The 17,360-nt window shown below is 38.4% G+C and carries 16 protein-coding genes; 10 read left to right on the top strand and 6 right to left on the bottom strand.

What is annotated here, in order from left to right; translation table 11 throughout:
- Positions 1 to 179: 179 nt before the first annotated feature.
- The 3 genes from M3610_RS18605 (at position 180) to M3610_RS18615 (ending at position 2,965) form a co-directional block, all read left to right on the top strand.
- A complete protein-coding gene (locus M3610_RS18605) occupies positions 180 to 1,256 on the top strand; it encodes an ATP-binding protein (RefSeq protein WP_180229933.1) in 1,077 nt (358 codons plus the stop codon).
- A 214-nt stretch (positions 1,257 to 1,470) separates the two neighbouring features.
- Positions 1,471 to 2,166 (top strand): Na-translocating system protein MpsC family protein, encoded by a 696-nt coding sequence (locus M3610_RS18610; RefSeq protein ID WP_251461308.1) that lies wholly within the window; start codon positions 1,471 to 1,473, stop codon positions 2,164 to 2,166.
- Positions 2,167 to 2,284: 118 nt separating this feature from the next.
- A complete protein-coding gene (locus M3610_RS18615) occupies positions 2,285 to 2,965 on the top strand; it encodes a Na-translocating system protein MpsC family protein (RefSeq protein WP_251461310.1) in 681 nt (226 codons plus the stop codon).
- A 79-nt stretch (positions 2,966 to 3,044) separates the two neighbouring features.
- On the opposite strand, the gene M3610_RS18620 is transcribed toward M3610_RS18615, so the two are convergent.
- The 4 genes from M3610_RS18620 to M3610_RS18635 all read right to left on the bottom strand — a co-directional run bounded on the left by M3610_RS18620 (position 3,045) and on the right by M3610_RS18635 (position 5,849).
- Entirely contained in the window at positions 3,045 to 3,794 is a 750-nt protein-coding gene (locus M3610_RS18620; protein WP_251461312.1) for an amino acid ABC transporter ATP-binding protein, read from the bottom strand.
- 13 nt (positions 3,795 to 3,807) lie between these two features.
- Positions 3,808 to 4,494 carry an amino acid ABC transporter permease gene (locus M3610_RS18625; protein ID WP_098571021.1) on the bottom strand — a complete coding sequence of 229 codons (687 nt, stop codon included), beginning with the start codon at positions 4,492 to 4,494 and terminating at the stop codon, positions 3,808 to 3,810.
- Positions 4,495 to 4,508: 14 nt separating this feature from the next.
- The gene (locus M3610_RS18630; RefSeq protein ID WP_251461314.1) at positions 4,509 to 5,309 is read right to left on the bottom strand and encodes an amino acid ABC transporter substrate-binding protein; all 801 of its coding nucleotides are present in this window, start codon (positions 5,307 to 5,309) and stop codon (positions 4,509 to 4,511) included.
- A gap of 171 nt (positions 5,310 to 5,480) precedes the next feature.
- Complete coding sequence (locus M3610_RS18635) at positions 5,481 to 5,849, bottom strand: SET domain-containing protein (protein WP_098571019.1); 369 nt, start codon at positions 5,847 to 5,849, stop codon at positions 5,481 to 5,483.
- A 221-nt stretch (positions 5,850 to 6,070) separates the two neighbouring features.
- Between M3610_RS18635 and M3610_RS18640 the strand changes: the two genes are divergently transcribed.
- Complete coding sequence (locus tag M3610_RS18640) at positions 6,071 to 7,087, top strand: DUF418 domain-containing protein (RefSeq protein WP_098571018.1); 1,017 nt, start codon at positions 6,071 to 6,073, stop codon at positions 7,085 to 7,087.
- A gap of 75 nt (positions 7,088 to 7,162) precedes the next feature.
- Here the strand turns inward: M3610_RS18640 and M3610_RS18645 are convergent, their stop codons facing one another.
- Positions 7,163 to 7,645: a hypothetical protein gene (locus M3610_RS18645; RefSeq protein ID WP_098571017.1), complete on the bottom strand. Its 483-nt coding sequence runs from the start codon at positions 7,643 to 7,645 to the stop codon at positions 7,163 to 7,165.
- A gap of 273 nt (positions 7,646 to 7,918) precedes the next feature.
- On the opposite strand from M3610_RS18645, the gene M3610_RS18650 reads away from it, so the two are divergent.
- The 5 genes from M3610_RS18650 (at position 7,919) to M3610_RS18670 (ending at position 13,485) form a co-directional block, all read left to right on the top strand.
- Positions 7,919 to 8,869, top strand: coding sequence for an ABC transporter permease (locus M3610_RS18650; RefSeq protein ID WP_098571101.1), 951 nt, complete (start codon positions 7,919 to 7,921; stop codon positions 8,867 to 8,869).
- Entirely contained in the window at positions 8,862 to 9,812 is a 951-nt protein-coding gene (locus tag M3610_RS18655; protein ID WP_251461316.1) for an iron chelate uptake ABC transporter family permease subunit, read from the top strand. Before M3610_RS18650 ends, M3610_RS18655 begins: the two co-directional genes overlap by 8 nt.
- Positions 9,809 to 10,570 carry an iron ABC transporter ATP-binding protein gene (locus tag M3610_RS18660; RefSeq protein ID WP_251461318.1) on the top strand — a complete coding sequence of 254 codons (762 nt, stop codon included), beginning with the start codon at positions 9,809 to 9,811 and terminating at the stop codon, positions 10,568 to 10,570. Before M3610_RS18655 ends, M3610_RS18660 begins: the two co-directional genes overlap by 4 nt.
- A 16-nt stretch (positions 10,571 to 10,586) precedes the next feature.
- Positions 10,587 to 11,537: a siderophore ABC transporter substrate-binding protein gene (locus M3610_RS18665; RefSeq protein WP_251461320.1), complete on the top strand. Its 951-nt coding sequence runs from the start codon at positions 10,587 to 10,589 to the stop codon at positions 11,535 to 11,537.
- A 487-nt stretch (positions 11,538 to 12,024) separates the two neighbouring features.
- Complete coding sequence (locus M3610_RS18670) at positions 12,025 to 13,485, top strand: PAS domain-containing sensor histidine kinase (RefSeq protein WP_098571014.1); 1,461 nt, start codon at positions 12,025 to 12,027, stop codon at positions 13,483 to 13,485.
- A 56-nt stretch (positions 13,486 to 13,541) separates the two neighbouring features.
- On the opposite strand, the gene M3610_RS18675 is transcribed toward M3610_RS18670, so the two are convergent.
- Entirely contained in the window at positions 13,542 to 14,078 is a 537-nt protein-coding gene (locus M3610_RS18675; protein ID WP_251461322.1) for a ribonuclease H-like YkuK family protein, read from the bottom strand.
- Between the two features lie 896 nt (positions 14,079 to 14,974).
- On the opposite strand from M3610_RS18675, the gene M3610_RS18680 reads away from it, so the two are divergent.
- On the top strand, positions 14,975 to 17,353 hold the full coding sequence (locus tag M3610_RS18680) for a M14 family zinc carboxypeptidase (RefSeq protein ID WP_251461324.1): 2,379 nt from the start codon (positions 14,975 to 14,977) through the stop codon (positions 17,351 to 17,353).
- The last annotated feature ends 7 nt before the right edge of the window (positions 17,354 to 17,360 follow it).

Here is a 17,360-nt window from a genome sequence, read left to right on the forward strand (position 1 = left end):
AGGGATATATGCTCTAGTCTACTTGTGAGTGTTAGAAAAAGGTCAGTGAACTCTTTTTATAGGCAATGAATCTCTAGACCTATTGATGCTAGAATTTAAGCCAAAATAAGCCGTAGAAACTATACGCTTATTTTGGCTTTTTGATTTTTTATATGAGAATTAAAGAGAGGTGGGGGAAAATGGAGAGGGATGAGATAAAACGTCTAAACTTTCTGCTTCAAATATATATCGATGTCAATGTGGATAAGGATTTCTCTGTTTTATCAAAAAATGCAGACCCATTCTTTATACTAAATATGGATGGGCGATTGGTGTATGTGAATGATGTTTGCGAAACTCTCTTAGGTTGCTCCATACCTGAATTATTACAGATGAGGTTGAGTCATATATTCCTCTCCAAATGTTTGAATGAATCACAAACGTTCTTCTTCGAAAAGAGCCGGGAAAAACTAACAAATTTTGATGCAAAGATTAATATGAGACCCGAATTATTAATGGATGTAAATGTTACTACATTTCCAATCCTCTTTAATAAGGAAGTGGTGGGGTCTTATGTGGTTTTAAAAGATATCACTCTAATTAAAAAAGAAAGACAATTACTATCGGAAAAGCAAGCGGTTGCAGGCCAATTAGCGGCAGGAATTGCCCACGAGATACGAAATCCGATCACAGCGATAAAAGGATTTTTACATTTAATGGCTAGGGATTATCATGGGGAGTCTATGTATTTTGATATTGTAGAGTCAGAGGTTACGCGTATTGAAGTAATTCTCAAGGAACTAATGGTACTGGCAACACCGATTAAAAAAAAGTATGAAAAATTGCCGATTAAGTCCTTATTGGATCAAGTCCTATCATTAATGGAATCACAAATGTTATTAAATAATATTCAAGTTGAAAAAAAGTTCTGCTTCCTCGAAGAATCCATTTTAGGGGATGGAAATCAATTAAAACAAGTATTTATCAATTATATTAAGAATGCAATTGAGGCTATGCCAGATGGCGGCAGGATTTTAATAGAAGGGTCCATTACCAAGGGGAAGCGTGTTCAGATTCGAATCATCGACCAAGGATGCGGCATCCCTCCCGAAATGATTAACCGAATAAATGAACCATTTTATACAACGAAGGAACATGGGACGGGGCTCGGAATGCCGGTAAGTTTTCAAATTATTGAGGAGCATAAGGGGAAAATTCATATTACCAGCAGCAATAAGGGAACCTGTATCGAAGTAAGTTTACCAATGTTGTCTTAAATTAAATGATTGCTAGTTGGGGAAATATCGTGTTAAAATGTTAGGGTCTAATGTCTTGCAGTCATTAGTTATGGCAGTTATATATAACCAGCACAAATATATCCTAATCACTTGTATGGTAAATGGAAGAAACTATAAAAATAGTCGTCTTAGCCGTGACCTAACTTCTTTTCCTAGAAGTTAGGTCTTTTTATTTTCCTGAAAGGAGAAGTTAATGAGTAAATCTACACAAGAGAATTTGCTATATCTTAGCAGTACATTTAGTAAGCTCCTCAAGCGCAGATTTGGTAAGGGTCCAGAAACTTGTACGATGATGTCAAAAGGAAACAGATTATATATATACATGCGAAACTTTATTACGCCGGCAGAGGAAGTCTTGTTGGAAAATGATCAGTTGATGTTGGTCCATAATTTTCGTTCAGCCGTAATCAATGCGGTCATCAATGAGTTTAAACATGAAGTTTCGAAAGTATTTGGAGGGGGAATTGATCATTTTTTCCATGATTGGAATTATGATTCGAATACAGGAATTATTCTGTTAGAAAATGTTCCATCTAGTGATGAAGTTAAAATGGAAGAAGACTTTGAGAAGACTCTGTTTAACTTGATTGATTTTGTAGGGACCCGTTATCATAAACGACCGGTTGGTTTAAAGGTAGTAAAGTTTACACAAAATATTTGTGCGATTGAAGCGAGAGATGTCCTCTTGCAACTAGAGAGTTTAGCATATGAACAAGGAAATCTCGACCTGCTGCTTCATCAAGCAAGGGAAATCAAAAGCGGTTATTTGAAAAATAAGAGTATATTTGAGGATCTATTTAATCGCATCATTGAAGATATATTCATTGTTTGGGATTATGAAAAGAACCGAAACTATCTCATTTTTGTTTTTTACAAAGAATACCAATGAATCGAAAACATGTGGCAAAAGGATTTTCCTGCTTGCCGCATGTTTTTTTTTAACAAGTTGAGACTTGGTACATAATAAATGATGAATTGATTTGTATCTGCTTAAGGAGTAGAAATGGATGATTAATCAAAACAAGGAAGAATTTATTAGTAGTTATATTAGTAAGTTGTTAAGAAAAAATTTTGGAAAAGGCCCGCAGACGTGTCGGACCACCCTGTCTAAAAATCACCTCGTCACGTATATTCGCGGGTTTTTAACCCCAATGGAAGAAATCTTGTTACAGCAAGGACAGAATAGATATGTTGACGATATTAGAGCCGTTATCATTAACCACGTTTTGGATGAATTAACAGGGGTAGTAAAAGTGACTCTGGGAGTCGAGGTAGAAGAGTACTATCATGATTGGAACTTCCCAAATAATACGGGCATTCTTATTTTTGTATTAGAAGAAATGATAGGTCAGGTTAGTCAAGCGGATATAGATATGCAAAGGTTAGAATCGGAGGTTGGGCGGCTCAGTTACTTAGTTGAAAAAGTACCTGATCATATCCATACCTATCCCATTTCACCATCCGTTTATTTAGTTGAAAGAAACGGTATACTTATCCCTATTGAAAAGGCATTAATTGAAAAAGGGTTTGAAAAAGAACTTAGATTCACAAAAGATGAGTTAGAAAAAGTATATTTCCACCGTGAAGGCAGATTTGAGGACATTTTTAAAAAATCAGTACGAGACATCTTTATTGATTGGAATTTTAAAGAAGATAAATCATTAATAGCCTTTATGCTTGGATCATAAGGACATGTAAATAAAAAGGCTCTACCTAATTTTCATTAGGGAGAGCCTCTTGTGTGAAGGATTAGCAACCGTATTTCTGCTATGATCGTGAAGCGACCTTATTCAAGAACTGTAAAGTCCGTTGATTTTGGGTGTTCTCAAATACCTCTTCAGGAGTTCCTTTTTCTACGATAACTCCCTGGTCCATGAAAATGACTTGGTCGGCCACATCTTTAGCAAAGTTCATTTCATGGGTTACAATGACCATTGTCATATTTTCCTTGGATAAATCTTTCATAACCTTTAAAACTTCGCCAACTAACTCTGGATCTAATGCAGAAGTAGGTTCATCAAAAAGCAGAACTTTAGGTTCCATAGCCATAGCTCTGGCGATCCCCACACGTTGTTGCTGTCCGCCAGATAATTGATGAGGATACATCTCGGCACGTTCTTTCAGACCAACTTTATCTAGAAGGGTTCTTGCTTTCGTTTCTGCTTCTGCTTTTGACCTTTTAAGAACAGTGGTCTGACCTTCCATTACATTTTCAAGAGCGGTCAAATGTGGAAAAAGATTGTAGTTTTGAAAGACCATACCCGTATTTTTACGAAAAGAAACAAGTTCCTTTGCCTTCATTTTGTGGTTTTGCTCAAAATTTATCGATTGTTCCCCAAGTTTAATCGAACCTTGATTAGGCACTTCCAACAGGTTAAGGCAACGCAGTAACGTTGTTTTTCCAGAACCGGAAGGACCAATAATCACGGCTGTTTTTCCTGTTGGGATGGTCAAATCAATCCCTTTTAATACCTCAAGCAGACCAAAACTTTTATGCAAATTGTCTATGTGAATCATTGGAACACCTCCATTATTTAGCGACACTTCGCTCAAATCTAATCTCCATCTTAGTCTGGAAATAAGAAAGAACGGTACTGAAGATCAAATAGATAAAGGCAACTTCAATGTAAATCCACAGTGGTTCATAGGTAGCAGCCGCGATTTGTTGACCCTTTTGGAATAGTTCAGTAACCGTAATGGTTGCTGCTAAGGAGGTGTCTTTTACTAAACTAATAAAAGAGTTACCGAGCGGCGGCAATGATACACGAATGGCCTGAGGAATAATAATTCGTCTCATCGCCTGAGATTTGGTCATTCCAATTGAAAAAGCGGCTTCCCATTGCCCCTTTGGAATGGAAAGTATCGCTGCCCGGATAATTTCTGAACTGTAAGCACCTTTATTTAACGTAAAAGCAATGACTGCAGCCGGAAATGGATCAAGTGTTATTCCCATACTAGGTAATCCGTAAAATAGAATAAAGATTTGTACGAGTAAAGGAGTACCGCGAAAGATCCAAACATAAAATTTGGCGACAGCGTTTAAGCCTTTTAGATTGGATAGCCGTGCAAGTGCAATAAAAAAGGCTAAAATCAGCCCTAGAATAAAGGTGATAATTGTTAATGGTATCGTAAACTGAATTCCCGCTTTTAAAATAGGAAAAAAGGAATCACTAAGGATTCCTATAATTCGATCTATTCGTTCTTGGTCTGCAAACATATTGTTCCATTCCTTTACTTAGATACGTCCTCATTAAACCATTTTTTAGAGATTGCTAGGTACGTACCATCTTTTTTCATATCTGCAAGAGCGCCATTTATCGCATCAACTAGTTCTTTATTTCCTTTACGGAAAAGAAAGGCATTGCTTGTTGCGTCAGCTTCTTCATAAACCTTTTTAATAGGAAGATCTGGACGCTGTTTCTTTAAGTCTAGGTATGAAAGGCTATCGTTAATTGTTGCATCAATACGTTTTGAAGTGATTAGGTCGATGGATTGATTAAATCCTTCAACAACTGTATTGGTTGCACCATGTGCTTCAGCAATTTTACGGTAGTTACTGTCTAATGATTGTCCAACTTTTTTACCCTTTAAGTCATCAAGTGTCTTAATATCGTTATTGTTCTCATGAACAACAAGAACAGCTTTTGAGACAATATACGGTTCTGACATATCGTATTTCTCTAAACGGTCAGGACGAACAGCCACTTCATTTGCAACCATGTCATAACGCTTAGCATCAAGACCAGCGATCATGCCATCCCACTTTGTCTCAACGAAAACGGGTTTAATATCTAATCTTTTAAATACTTCTTCAGCAATTTCTATATCAAAGCCTGTTAGCTTTTGAGAGTCATCATGATAAGTAAAAGGAGCATACGTACCTTCTGTGCCAATCGTAATTTCACCTTTTGCTTTAATCTGCTCATAAAGGTTTTTACTCTTAGCAGAACTTACCTTTTCCTCTTTGCTGCTACAAGCGCCTAAAGCAACGGTAAGAAGGAGGGCTAAAAAAAGTAGTGCGAATTTCTTCATGTTTCTTACATCTCCTAGTATTTTTATAGGTTTTATATAAATAGCTTTACTAGAATAATATAATTCAAAATGAATGTCAATTTAAAAGGGGGAAATATGTCCTAAATAAATGAGTCCAATCCCTTTTTTAATTAGGAACTGGACTCGCTCTCGATATCTGAAAAGTGTGTTTTATTTTTCCTCAAACCATAATCGCGTTTTGTCTTCAGGGTCACCATTGTAATTAATGCGAATCTCCTCGCCAGCTGCTATGTCGGTGTAGGCATAAAAGTTAATGGTGCTTTTTTTTAGCTTTCTTTTAAAGATCGCGTTCGGTTGGCTGGAATGGTTAAAAAGCGAACCAATTCCAAGTGCTAATGCACATTCATCAAAATCTTTCCCCCACCAGAAGACATAGTCGATTAAAGTTGTTTTCTCCAAATACTTAAACTCTTCCTTCGGGAAAATGATAACAGGTGATACCTCTAATAACTCATCTTTCTTGATATCACGTGTAGCAAAAATCCCTCGCCCATGTTGAGATTGCCTTAGCTCCAACATAACTCTGTATACCTCCAGTTTCCTTTCTAACATTTTCTGCTTATTTATTAAGGTATGAAAAAGGAATATGTTTGGTATAGGTTATTTGGGTGGGAGTAAAATAAAATAAAGTCAACATGCGAAAAATAGTAAGGCTGACACATTGTTTTGTGTCAGCCTTTATCTAATTTCAATAGGTGAAAGGAGGATAAACAGTTATAATGATGGTGGAGTTGATATAGATGAATTCGAAGGAAATCAACCAGCGGATTGATGTACTTGATTATTTACGTGGCTTTGCCCTCATGGGAATTATGTTGGTTAATATTATTCCATTATTATCAGTGAGACTACCCCTTTCCAGTACCAGCGATGCAACGTATTGGAGGTTTTTATACTTATTTGTGGAGGGGCGCTTTTATACGATTTTTACTTTTTTGTTTGGTGTGGGGTTCTATATTTTTATCTCGAGAGCAATGGCGAAGGGGAAAAATGGGTATGTGTTGTTTTTGCGAAGAATGGTCGTGTTATTTTTACTAGGTGCCGTCCATTTGCATTTCCAGCCTGGGGAAGCATTAGCGATCTATGCTGTGTGCGGACTGATTATTTTACCTTTTTATAGAGTGAACAAGGTTGTGAACCTTGTTTTTGGACTGGCTATGTTGCTCGTCATAAGTTTGTATGGTGAAAAAATATTTATGGTAGTTCCGTTGATGATGTTGGGAATTGCTGCCGGGCAGTTTCGTTTATTTGAACGGATGACAAATCACTGGAAAGCGACCACTTTTTTTACAGGAGTGATGTTTGTTTTAAGTGTGGCAGTGCTTATTTATCAATATCAGCTTGCACCGCATCCCGTCGGAACAGGTGGTGAGTCACAAGAAACGCAGCAGTTCTTAAGGATTGGAATCATGATCGGTCCGATTGTATCTGCCTTTTATGTTGGACTGTTGCTTGTTCTTCTGAACTTTCCCGTCATCCAGTCGATTCTCTCACCCTTAAAAAGTTACGGACGGATGGCACTGACCAATTATGTATCACAAACAGCATTAATCCTGCTCGCAGGTGAAGTTTTTGAGTTATCCAATCAATTGACGTATATCCAATCTCTTTATCTATGTGTGGCGATTTATGTCGTCCAGCTTATTTTTAGTACAATGTGGCTTCGGTTCTTTAGATTCGGGCCATTGGAATGGGTATGGCGCTTGTTAACTTATTTCGAATTACCTCTCATGCGAAAAGTTCCGTCATCAGAATAGGTCAGTCCTCTAGTGTTGAATAAAAGCTAAAGGACTGCCCTTATTTTTGTTTATGGAATATATCGGAGAGGATGGTTATTTTCCAATTTCTACATCATGCTCCTTAGCTAATTTATTCAATTTAGTTTGATATTCTCGAAGATGTTTTCGTGCATCCGCCAACATGTCATTAGCTTTTTGAATCAGGTTAGCATCCTGTTCTTCTATCGCCTGTTTAATGATAGCAAAGGCATTAAATTGTATATCTGCCCCTTCAATATATATTTCATGAATTTCTCTTACCTCATCGGTCTCAATCTTAACAGACTCTAATTCTTTAATAAATTCGTTGTAATTGGGAATGACATCACGATTTAAGACATCGTACATGGTCTGGTCATCCTGATAGTTTGTACCCGAAACCCCTTCATAGGCCGAAACGGCAGTTTTTTCTAATTTCGCCGCTTCCTTCATTTCTTTATTTACATAATTAAGTAAATCATCCTGAACAGGATCGCTGGAACATCCAGACAAAAGAATCAAAATGGGCAAAAATATTGCCACCAGCCATTTTTTCACTTCACTCACCTCCTAATGCCCAATTTATGAGGGTCAGGAAGTCCAATATGAGTATGGAACCGATAATTTTATTATTCGGTAGGTATGAAGGTTTAGGAATTAAAATCTGGGACAATGTATGATTTTGGCATTTTAATTGAAAAAAGTTCTCAATTAGTATTGACTTAAAATTTCTGAATGTTATAATCAACTTCAAAAATAGGTGATAATGATTTTCATTATCATTGTAGTTAACGAGAGATCGCTAGAATGATAGAAATGATGGGGATAGTTATGAAGAAACGATATTTATTATTAGCATTAATAATCTTATCCGCAATCTCGCTATTTGTTGGTGTGAGCAGTCTATCGCCATTAGACCTGCTGGACTTTCAAACAGAGGAGACGCAAATTTTCTTGGTGAGCAGGGTGCCGAGACTCGCTGCAATCCTACTCGCGGGGGCAGGAATGAGTATAGCTGGATTAATTATGCACCAGTTGAGTCGAAACAAATTTGTTTCACCGACCACAGCTGGAACCTTGGATGCAACTCGACTTGGAATTCTTGTCTCTATGTTGTTATTTGCAAATGCTACTATGCTGGAAAAAATGGCAGTAGCCTTTGTCTTTGCACTTGGGGGAACCTTTTTATTTATGCAGATTCTCGACCGAATCAAGTTTAAAGATGCGATTTATATTCCGCTGATTGGCTTAATGTTCGGTAATATTTTGTCTTCGGTTACCACATTTTTTGCTTACCGAGCAGACGTTATTCAAAATATGTCGGCCTGGCTCCAAGGGGATTTTTCAATGATTATGAAAGGTCGATATGAGCTCCTCTACATAAGTATCCCAATTTTAGTCATTGCCTATTTTTATGCCAACCGCTTTACCGTGGCCGGTATGGGTGAAGACTTTTCGAAAAATCTAGGCCTTGCCTACCGAAGTGTAGTAAATATCGGGCTGATACTCGTTGCTCTAATTACAACTTCCGTTGTCCTGACCGTTGGGATCATTCCATTTCTCGGCTTAATTATTCCTAATATCATCTCTATTTTTAAAGGAGACCATTTACAAAAAACGCTGCCGCATACAGCCATTCTAGGGGCGATTTTCCTTCTAGTTTGTGATATTTTAGGCCGGTTGCTCATTTATCCATATGAGATTTCAATCAGTCTCATGGTTGGTGTGATCGGCAGCGGCACATTCTTATATCTGCTATCTCGGAGGAAGGCCTATGCGTAATCCGTTGAGAATGGCCTGTCTCGTATTGATTGCTGCGGGATGCTGTGCCATATACCTAATTCATGATTTAAATGGAAGTTTTGATTATGCGCTGCCAAGGAGGGTAACAAAAGTTCTTGCAATGCTGTTAACGGGCTTTACCATCGCCTATGCCACCGTGGTTTTTCAAACAATTACACATAACCGAATTTTAACACCGAGCATCATGGGACTAGATGCCTTGTACCTATTATTACAAACGGTGATTATTTTCTTCCTTGGTTCATCCCATCTGATTGTCGTCAATAAACAAATAAACTTTTTACTTTCCGTTGCCGTGATGATTGTGTTTGCCCTTTTCTTATATCGTTTCTTGTTTAAAAAGGGCAGCCAGCCAATCTACTTTTTATTGCTGATTGGAATTATTGTTGGGACATTCTTTTCGAGTATCTCCACATTTTTACAAGTGCTGATTGATCCGAATGAGTTTCAGATTGTCCAAGATCGGATGTTTGCTAGTTTCAATAATATCAACTCAGACTTAGTGTGGCTGGCGATTGTTATCGTAGTACTTGTGCTGATTTATGCATGGCGGTATATGAAGTATCTCGATGTTTTATCACTGGGGCGGGAGACGGCAATTAATCTAGGGGTTCCCTATGATTCCCTTGTGAAACAAATGCTTGTGATTGTTGCCATCTTTATTTCAATCTCGACCGCATTAGTGGGACCGATAACATTTTTTGGATTAATTGTTGCCAACTTGTCCTATCAACTTTTTCATACATACAAGCACAAAACTTTGATAAGCGGTGCGGTTCTCATGAGTATCATCGCACTTGTCGGGGGACAGTGGTTTGTTGAACGGGTCTTTACTTTTTCGACGACGTTAAGTGTCATTATCAACTTTATCGGTGGTGTCTATTTTATCTATTTACTGCTAAAGGAGAGGAAAACTGCATGATAACAGTGAGGTCATTGTCAAAGTTTTACGGCAAGAAACCGGTGGTAAAAGATGTCACGATCCATATTCAACCTGGAAAAATAACATCCTTTATTGGTCCTAATGGCGCGGGGAAATCCACACTCTTGTCAATGGTCAGCCGTTTGCTCGATGCCGATACGGGTGAAGTGCTGATTGATCAATCGGATGTTCGCCGGATGAAATCGAGTGATTTTGCCAAGCGGGTCTCAATTTTAAAGCAGTCGAATTACATGAACGTCCGCCTCACGATCCGAGAACTTGTTTCCTTTGGGAGGTTCCCTTATTCAAAGGGGAGGTTAACGGAGGACGATGAACGAATTGTCAACCAATCGCTTGAGTATATGCATTTAACTGAAATGCAGGATAGCTTTTTAGATGAATTATCTGGTGGTCAGCGCCAGCGTGCTTTTATTGCGATGGTGATTGCCCAAGATACAGAGTATATTCTTCTCGATGAGCCGTTAAATAATTTGGATATGAAGCACTCTGTTCAGATAATGAAAATCTTACGGAGATTGGTCGATGAACTTGGCAAGACCGTCGTTATTGTTCTCCATGATATAAACTTTGCATCGGTCTATTCTGACCGGATTGTCGCCATGAAGGATGGTATGGTCGTGAAGGATGGGCCAACCGAGGAGATTATTCAATCACAGGCATTAAGTGAGATTTACGATATGGAAATTCCAATCCAGGAAATGAATAACTGCAGAATCTGTGTTTATTTTAATTCATAATAAAGGAGAGTTTTAAATGAACAAATGGAGTTTATTTACGCTAGTGTTTGCAATGATTCTTGTGTTAGCAGCATGTGGTGGTTCAAAGGAAAAGGGGCAAACTGAAACGGCATCTGCCAGCAAGGGACCAGCAGAGAAAATCACGATTAAGCATCAATATGGAGAGGCAGAAGTGAAGAAGAACCCTGAAAAAGTAGTCGTGTTTGATTTTGGTGTCCTAGATACTCTAGATGAGTTAGGTATCGATGTCACAGGAGTACCACAAACTGCGATTCCAGGGTATTTGAAAAAATATGAGGATAAGAAATATACGAATGTCGGCAGTTTAAAAGAGCCGGACTTCGAAGCTATTCATGAGACGCAGCCAGATGTCATTTTTATTTCAGGACGCCAAGCAGAATTATACGATCAGTTTGCTGAGATTGCACCAACAGTCTATGTTGGCATCGATTATGCAAATTACATGGAATCCTTTGAGAAAAACATGAATCTTATTGGTGGGCTATTTGGGAAAGAAGACAAGGTAGCAAGCGAATTAAAAGATATTAATGCTAGTATTGAGAAGTTAAATCAACAAGCTTCGGCTTCTAATAAGAAAGGTCTTATTCTGCTAGCAAATGAAGGAAAAGTCAGTGCATACGGACCAAGTTCCCGTTTCGGCGTAGTCCACGACGTCTTTGGGTTTGGAGCAGCCGATAAAGATATCGAAGTATCCACACATGGACAGAGCATTACATTTGAGTACATTATGGAGAAGAATCCTGACGTATTATTTGTGATCGACCGTGCGACAGCAGTTGGCGGTGAAATTGGTGCAAAACAAATTATTGAAAATGAATTAGTTAAAAAAACAACGGCCTTTAAGAATGATAAGATTGTCTATCTTGATGCAGACACCTGGTACCTAAGCGGTGGAGGCTTAAAATCTATCAAATCTATGGCTAAAGAAATCGAGAGTGCCTTATAATTGTTTTGAAAGAAAGCTAATAGAATGTAAGCACGCAGTTTGATAGATAGAAAAATCTGTCTAAACTGTGTGCTTATTCTTTGTTAGGATTTTGTCATTTTACGTAAAATAATGAGGATTTATCCGATCTTTGGAAAGAGTAATGCGAAATATGTATAGTTTCCTCGGAAATAAGCGAATTGTCGGCATGCAAGACCAGGTTGTTTAAGTATTTGACTATGAATTTGGGGACCGCCCAGTCGATTAATCCAATTCAAAACAGTCTTTCATAAAAAGAAAAAGACACTACCACCCCCCAGTGGGCCAAGCGTTCTTTTGTGTATCACCACCTCCTTGTAGTTGTCCATGTCTGGAGGACGAAATGAACAAAGTGTCTTTTGATGGTGCCTGACACCATAAATGACACCAAAAAATTCTTCTTTTCTTTATTGAAAAACTCTGTAAAATGGAGATTAAGAGTATAATTGATGTGTTTGGAGAGATCTCTATGTCAAAGTTTTTCCCGATTTTTAGGAATGAGAAGGATTCTGTGGTGTATAATCCGGATGATTTAATTGACTTATTTTTAGAGTGTACGGCAGACGGGATTTGTATGGTTGATATGGAGAATCGGTTTATTCGTGTGAACCATGTATATACGAAAATATTTGGCTATACAGAGGATGACGTAATAGGTAGGAAAATTGATGAATTTCCTAATCCGGACATAGTGAATGAAACGATAGAGCTAGTTAAGCGTGGTGAAGCATTTTCCGATATGGTTACTCAACAATACCATAAAGACGGAACCATTCTTGATATCGCCGTTTCGTATTCTCCCTTTCGAAATCGTTGTGGGGAAATTATTGCCGTCCTGGCAATCTTTCGGGATATTACGGAGCATATTAATATTGAAAGACAATTAAAAAGAACACGTGAGTTGTACAAGTTAATTACTGAAAATACTACGGATATGATAAAGGTGTATACAATAGAAGGAAAGGTCATATATGCCTCTCCATCCCATGAAAAAGGGATTGGGTACACTCCTGACCAATTATTAGGTAAAAACGTCTATGACCTTATCGTACCAGAGGAAATTGACCATTTTGCAAAAGTGTGTCAGCGCCTGATAGAAACAAAGGAACCTCAATTGCTCCAAACGCAGGTCCGAACTGGTGATAATGACGTGATCTATTCAGAGACAATGATTTCTCCCATCTTTAATGAAGAAGGAGAAGTTGACTCGTATGTCACGGTTGGAAGAAATATTACGGACCGAGTTAAAAATGATGATGCCCTTCGAAATTTAGATCGGCTTTCAATTATCGGCCAATTAGCTGCAGGAGTTGCTCATGAGATCCGGAATCCTTTGACTTCATTAAAGGGATTTTCAAAGCTGTTGAAAGAGACCATCACAAAAACTAAACAAGATGAATATTTATCAATCATCATGAACGAACTAGATCGTATTGATATCATCGTTAATGAATTTATGTCGTTGGCGAAGCCACAGGCGATTCAGTTTGAAAAAGAATGTCTACATACGATCTTAGAGAGTACCGTAAATATTTTACATCCACAAGCATTGTTGCATAATGTTCAGATAAAAAACCATTACCTGAAAAAGGATATTTTTTTAAATTGTAATCCCAATCAATTAAAACAGGTTTTTGTTAATTTTTTAAAGAATGCGATTGAATCGATGCCATTTGGAGGCAATGTTAATATCCAAGTCCAAAGAGTTGCAGACAATCGTGTGCAGATACGCTTTTCAGATGAAGGGATTGGAATTGATAACGAACTTATGCGCTTTTTGGGAACACCGTTCTATACCACAAAGGACAAGGGAATCGGACTGGGCCTAACCGTTAGCAATAAAATCATCCAGGAACATAATGGTACCATGAATATCGAAAGTAAAATAGGCAAAGGCACGACAGTGAAAGTAGAACTGGAGTGTTATTAAAAATACAAATAAAAAAGGGTGTCAGGCACCACATTGTTTTGTGATGTCTGATACCCTTATTTTGTGTATCGATTTGCGTAGCTGGAAGCAACAAAGGCGTTTGGTTTGATTTTTGGTTCAACGCCCATCGATTCGATTCTGGTGACCATTTCTTTCACAAACTCACTCGTCTTGTTCCGCTTTCCTTCACCAATATCAATATGCCCCTCCATGGTGAAGGTTGCTCCTTGGTATATATAGGGAAGGACAAGATTGATTAACTCATTTTTCCTTTCATCGGTAAACATTGTAACAATTTCCTCGGTTAACGATAGTTCAAGAGATATTCGCTCATGCAAGTGTGTCATTTTTCTTGGGATGACTACCTTCCTTATGCACGCCCAAACACCTTTCCCCTTATTCTGAATGACAATCCCGGTAATAAAGACAGTCGTAGATCTATGGACTTGAGAATCTGTGCCGACCATTAGTTTATAGTTTCCATTAGGATCTACCTTCATGAATGATACAATTCGTTCAAAAACCTGCTCGAATGACATCCCATTTTCTTGGAGATTTTGAAACGAATCGTGATAAGCTCCGTTTTTTTTCATATTGAAGCACCACATCTTTCCTTTCCATTTGAAAAAGTTTAGTCCCGCCTCTTATTCCTATCTTATGGAAAGTGTTACATAGTCGTGCAGCCATTGAAATAAATGATCTTCTTAGAAATGTATGTAGAAAGGCAAGTAAAAATGCCTAATGGTTGTCTAAGGCGTCAGTGAGCAATGATATAGAATGACTCAATTTGGTGGTTCCTTTTAGTGATGTAGGGGTGTCATGTAAGGGTGTCAGGCATCGCTCGTGGACAAAAGCCTTACTTTTACCAAAAAGAATATTCGAACAATCTTTTTTCTAAAAACAATTATATGCCTAACAATATTTATGCCAGTCCATCATTAGATAAAGAAAAGAATCTATTAAGAATAGGGATGGATGGAGATGGCAAAGAGAAACAGAGGAAAAACAATAAGCTACCTGCCTTCAAATGGGCGCGGAACATGCCCGATATGTGAAAGAACTAGAATCAAACTACTATATCCACATCAAACAGAAACAAACCAAACCATCAAAGTTTGCAAATTTTGCCGTGATAAAAAATATTAATAAACTAATGGTGTCAGGCACCACTCGTGGACATTTGTCTTTTTCAAGTGGAGCGTTAAACACAAATTTATAATGAGAAAACAAAGGCACCCTTATAAAATAGAGGTGCCTTTTGTTCCTTAAACTGACAAACCGAGTCCGCGTGGAATGGACAAATTATCGAGAGTGTCTTTTTGCGGTGCCTGACACCAAAACAGGGCTTTTTACCCATAATTGGTAATGTATGGTTCCTTCTGTTTAGTAGGTTGGTAGGATAGAATTATTTCAGTTTTCGTAATAAAATTAATGCTACATAATAAAAATACACAAAAACTAATAATAATACATAAGCGGAGGTTTACAAATGAAGAAGAAGAAAACAGTTGCTGGCCTATTGGCGTTAGGCTTGCTAACGTCGAGTCCACGGACAGTTGGATTTGCGGAGGGACCAAAATGGACAAACGTGAATGCATATGAAGAACAAAATGGGAGCTTGTTTAATAGTGAGAACTACGACTTTGTTAAATTTTCACAAATCGGTGCAAAGTTAAATGCCATCCAAAAGCAGTCTAATAGAGTTAAAGTGGAGGTACGTGGAAAATCAGCGGATGGCCATCCTCTATATGTTGTAACGATTGCAGATCCAACTACGCAAGGGAAATTTGGTAAAATCCAATCCCTAAGAAAACAAATGTTTAAAAACCCCGGTAAGGCGCAAGATTGGATTGCCAATAATCCGGACTTTAAAGTTCCGGTTATGATAAACGGCTCCATTCATGGAACGGAATTTGTAGGGTCTGACGCACTTCTTCAGCTCATTGAACGCTTTGCAACACAAAATGACAAAGAGACTAAGAGTATTTTGGAAAGTAATATTCTTATCTTCAATGTTGTACAAAATCCTGATGGACGTGTGAATGCTACTCGTTTTAATGGAGAGGGTATTGACTTAAATCGTGACTTTATTACCCAGTCACAGCCTGAAACGAAAGAAACGGTTGAACTCATTAAAGAATGGAATCCGATGGTATTCCTTGATACTCACGGATACGTAAGTGGTTATGGTCCTAACTTACAAGGATTAATCGAACCTTGTACACCGCCGCATAACCCTAACTATGAGTATGATCTTTATAATAAGTGGGCTTACAAACAAGCGGAAGCGATGGAAGCCTCAATCATGGCTGATCAGGGTAGTTACACTGGAAACAAGTATAAAACCATGGAAGGTGTTTACGTTCCGCAACGTGATGATGCTGCTGGATGGGATGATTATCCCCCAATCTTTACACCAATGTATGCCATGTACCATGGGGCATACGGACATACATTAGAGGCACCGACGAATGACTTAGATGGTGTGCGCTGGCAATATAATGCCATATTAGGCGCGTTAAAATTTGCAACAGAAAATAAACAAGGCATGATCACAGACCAAATCGAAATGTTCAAACGCGGGATTAACTTTGACCATCCATTCCATCAAGATGGTTTCTTTCCGAAAGCCTATATCCTACCAGTTGACGAGAAGGACCCAACTGTAACGAATAAGGCTGTTAATCACTTAATCAATAATGATATTGATGTGGTTCAAGCGACGAAAGCTTTTACCGCCGATGGGAAGACTTATCCAAAAGGTACCTATCTTGTTCAGATGGACCAAGCAAAGGCTGGTCTAGCCAATACGATGCTGTGGGATGGGGAAGATATCTCTAACGATACGACAGCTATGTATGATATTTCTGCTTGGAGTTTACCAGAACTTTGGGGCTTTGAAGCAGTGCCAACACAAAGTACGGTTGATGTAGTAGCAACTAAGGTTAATCAAATCACAGGCCAAGGATCTGTTTCTGGTAAAGGCCCATTCTTGATTCCAAACAGCTCCGTTAAAGCTGTTAATCTAGCAAATACATTGTTACAACAAGGTGTTCGTGTAAAGCGTGATGCAGCTGGGAACTTCTACACAGAAGCAGCGGCAAATCAAATTTCAGCAGCAGTAAAAGCTTCGGGATTACAGGTTGCATCTACAGATAAGGTGCCAGCTGATGCAGTGGGGTTAACCAAATTGAAGGTAGCCATTTTGAAGGATGGCGGAATGGGCAAAGTCCAGTCACACAGCGGAACGAAGCTTGCCTTGAAACGACTTGGCTTTGATGTGACAGAAGTGACACCAGTGGAAGTCGCAGAAAAAGGGCTGGGCGGATTCGACACCTTTGTTTATAGCGGTACAGAAAGCCTAATTTCTACTAATCTATCAGCAGCAAACAAAGAATTCGGCCTCCAAAATGCTGGGCAGTTTGATTTGTTTAAGGCAAATGTTAATGATTTTGTCAGCAAGGGAGGCAAGTATATTGCTGTGGGGGCTGGTTCATCTAGAGCAACAAAAACACTTGGTTTGACAGATGATGTTATTAATTCTGGTGGGTCTAATAGCAACGGAATCGTAATGGTAGATTACTCGGGAACGGGTTTAACAGCAGGTTATAGTCAAGATGACATTGGTTTCGTCTACCGTCCAGCTTGGTATACTGGTACCGATAATGACGAAGTTGTAGCAACTCTTGAAAACTCTGATAAATTCTTTGTGGCAGGTCACTGGAGGAATAATAGCAGTGCCGAGGGTCAAGCCGTAATGGTAAAAGAGAAGGATAAAGATGTAACTTTAATTGGATTAGAAGCAGGCTTCCGTGATCATACAGATTACCTATTCCGTCTATTATCAAATGCCATTTTTGAAAAATAACCTAAGC

It is taken from the genome of Neobacillus sp. MER 74, from assembly GCF_023714155.1.

Coding starts and splice junctions, on each gene's coding strand:
- M3610_RS18665 (WP_251461320.1), top strand. CDS start 10,587: ATGAACAAATGGAGTTTATTTACGCTAGTGTTTGCAATGATTCTTGTG.
- M3610_RS18660 (WP_251461318.1), top strand. CDS start 9,809: ATGATAACAGTGAGGTCATTGTCAAAGTTTTACGGCAAGAAACCGGTG.
- M3610_RS18610 (WP_251461308.1), top strand. CDS start 1,471: ATGAGTAAATCTACACAAGAGAATTTGCTATATCTTAGCAGTACATTT.
- M3610_RS18675 (WP_251461322.1), bottom strand. CDS start 14,078: ATGAAAAAAAACGGAGCTTATCACGATTCGTTTCAAAATCTCCAAGAA.
- M3610_RS18635 (WP_098571019.1), bottom strand. CDS start 5,849: ATGTTGGAGCTAAGGCAATCTCAACATGGGCGAGGGATTTTTGCTACA.
- M3610_RS18605 (WP_180229933.1), top strand. CDS start 180: ATGGAGAGGGATGAGATAAAACGTCTAAACTTTCTGCTTCAAATATAT.
- M3610_RS18680 (WP_251461324.1), top strand. CDS start 14,975: ATGAAGAAGAAGAAAACAGTTGCTGGCCTATTGGCGTTAGGCTTGCTA.
- M3610_RS18640 (WP_098571018.1), top strand. CDS start 6,071: ATGAATTCGAAGGAAATCAACCAGCGGATTGATGTACTTGATTATTTA.
- M3610_RS18670 (WP_098571014.1), top strand. CDS start 12,025: ATGTCAAAGTTTTTCCCGATTTTTAGGAATGAGAAGGATTCTGTGGTG.
- M3610_RS18650 (WP_098571101.1), top strand. CDS start 7,919: ATGAAGAAACGATATTTATTATTAGCATTAATAATCTTATCCGCAATC.
- M3610_RS18655 (WP_251461316.1), top strand. CDS start 8,862: ATGCGTAATCCGTTGAGAATGGCCTGTCTCGTATTGATTGCTGCGGGA.
- M3610_RS18630 (WP_251461314.1), bottom strand. CDS start 5,309: ATGAAGAAATTCGCACTACTTTTTTTAGCCCTCCTTCTTACCGTTGCT.
- M3610_RS18625 (WP_098571021.1), bottom strand. CDS start 4,494: ATGTTTGCAGACCAAGAACGAATAGATCGAATTATAGGAATCCTTAGT.
- M3610_RS18620 (WP_251461312.1), bottom strand. CDS start 3,794: ATGATTCACATAGACAATTTGCATAAAAGTTTTGGTCTGCTTGAGGTA.
- M3610_RS18615 (WP_251461310.1), top strand. CDS start 2,285: ATGATTAATCAAAACAAGGAAGAATTTATTAGTAGTTATATTAGTAAG.